This is a genomic window from Paenibacillus sp. B1-35 (assembly GCF_050474385.1).
Lineage (GTDB): Bacteria > Bacillota > Bacilli > Paenibacillales > Paenibacillaceae > Paenibacillus_B > Paenibacillus_B alvei.
The window spans coordinates 1-2,435 of sequence record NZ_JBCHVJ010000023.1 but is presented as its reverse complement, the minus strand read 5'-3'; the positions used below and the strand labels follow the sequence as shown (position 1 = coordinate 2,435).

1 protein-coding gene is annotated in these 2,435 nt (G+C 58.2%); it reads left to right on the top strand.

Going from position 1 to position 2,435, the window contains the following annotated elements:
* On the top strand, positions 1-2,435 hold a 2,435-nt coding region (locus ACQ5BJ_RS26260; RefSeq protein WP_430113432.1), incomplete at both ends, for a condensation domain-containing protein.

Genomic DNA, 2,435 nt, shown 5'->3' with positions numbered 1-2,435 from the left:
CCCGTCGTACTTCGTGGAGCTGGAGCGCCTGCCTCTGACGCCGAACGGAAAGATTGACCGGAAGGCGCTGCCAGCGCCGGAAGGAGAAGCGGGAAGCGGAACGGAGTACGTCGCACCGCGCAATGAGTTGGAAACGAAGCTGGCGGCGATATGGCAGGAGGTGTTGGGGCTTGCGAAGGAGATTGGCGTTCACGACAACTTCTTCGACATCGGCGGCCACTCCCTGCGGGCGACGACGCTGATCAGCAAGGTGCACAAGGAACTGAGCGTGGATTTGCCGCTGCGCGACGTGTTCCGCCATTCCACGATCGAGAGCATGGCGGCCGCCATTTCCCGGCTGGATGAGCAGACATTCGTTGCCATTCCGGTGGCGGATGACCGAGAGGTGTACCCGCAATCTTTTGCTCAAAAACGTCTCTTTATCCTGAATCAACTGGAAGACGCGGAGCTTAGCTACAACATGCCGGAGGCGATGCTGCTGGAGGGGGCTTTGGACCGGGCAAGGTTCGAAGAAGCTTTCTGTAAGCTCATGGCGCGGCATGAAATGCTGCGCACCGGGTTCGAAATGGTGGATGGCGAAGCATCGCAGCGGGTTTACCAGGATTTGAATTTTGCCGTGGAGTTCTATCGAGTAGATGAGCAAGAGGCCGAAGAGACGGTTCGCCGTTTTGTCCGTCCGTTTGACTTGGCAAGGCCTCCGCTGCTAAGGGTAGGCCTTGTCGAGCTGGCTCCGGAACGCCATATTCTAATGTACGACATGCATCATATTATTTCCGACGGTGTCTCCATGGAAATCTTTGTTGAAGAATTCGTCCGCTTGTACGGCGGCGAGCAATTGGAGCCTCTGCGCATTCAGTACAAAGACTATACCGTTTGGCAGCATTCGCAGGAGCAGAAGGAACGGCTTCAGCGTCAGGAGGCGTACTGGCTGAACATGTTCCAAGGCGAGCTTCCAGTGCTGGAAATGCCAACCGACTATCCGCGTCCGGCCGTGCAGAGCTACGAAGGCCAAACGCTGGAGTTTTTCTTCGACGCTTCGAAAACCGACGGCCTGAAGCAGCTTGCCTCGGAAACGGGCACGACGCTGTTTATGGTGCTGCTTGCGGCATATAACGTCCTTCTGCATAAATATTCAGGTCAGGAAGATGTGATCGTTGGTACGCCGATTGCCGGAAGGAATCATGGAGATGTGCAGCCGTTAATCGGGATGTTCTTAAACACGCTGGCGATCCGCAGTTATCCGGCTTCGGAGAAGACATTCCTGTCATACCTGAACGAAGTCAAAGAAACGACCCTCCACGCCTTCGAGCATCAAAACTATCCGTTCGAAGAATTGGTGGACAAGGTGCAAGTCACCCGTGATTTAAGCCGCAATCCGCTCTTCGACACGCTGTTTACGATGCAGAATACGGAGAACGAGGAATTTGAGCTGGAAGGGCTTCGCCTGATTCCTTATCCGAGCGCACTGGATACCGCGAAGTTTGATATCAGCTTGGATGTGGGCGAGGAGAACGGCGGCTTGGATTACAGCTTCGAATATGCGACGTCTCTTTACAAAAGGGAGACGATCGAACGGCTGGCGAAACATTACGAGCAGCTGCTCGTAGCGATCGTAAGCCGTCCGGATGCGAAGATTGCCGAGCTGAACTTGTTGACGGCAGAGGAAAAAGACCAAATTCTCGACGCGTTTCACCCGGCGCAGCCGGAAGCGGCTCCTGCGGCGGCGTTCCACCGGCTGTTCGAGGAACAGGCGGAGCGCACGCCGGAAGCGGAGGCCGTCGTGTACGAGAACGACCGGCTGACGTATGCGGAGCTGAACGAACGGGCGAACCGCTTGGCGGCCACGCTGCGCGCAAGCGGCATCGGCCGGGAGACGATCGTCGGCATTCTCGCCGAGCGTTCGGTGGACTTGCTGGTGGCCGTGCTGGCCGTCTGGAAAGCGGGCGGGGCGTATGTGCCGCTCGACCCGGATTATCCGGCGGACCGCGTGCGCTTCATGCTCGAAGACAGCGGAGCGAAGGTACTGTTGACGCAAACGGCGCTGCGAGAACGCGCCGAAGCCTGGCTCGGCGAAGAGGAGCTGGCGCTGGCGGCGGTGCTGTACCTCGACGACGAAGCGTCGTACAGCGAGGAGCGGGCGAATGCGCCGATTGGTTCCGGCATGGTCTCCGGCAAGCTGACGGATGCTGTGGATGACGGCGATGAGAGCCATGCGAATGTTGACATGGGCAGCTTCCATGATGCCCGTCCGGAGGATCTGGCGTATGTGATCTATACGTCGGGAACGACGGGCAAGCCGAAGGGCGTCATGATCGAGCACCGCAGCCTGGTGAACACGGCGGCGGGCTACCGGCGGGAATACCGGTTGGATCAGTTCCCGGTGCGCCTGCTGCAGCTCGCAAGCTTTTCGTTTGACGTGTTCGTGGGAGATATCG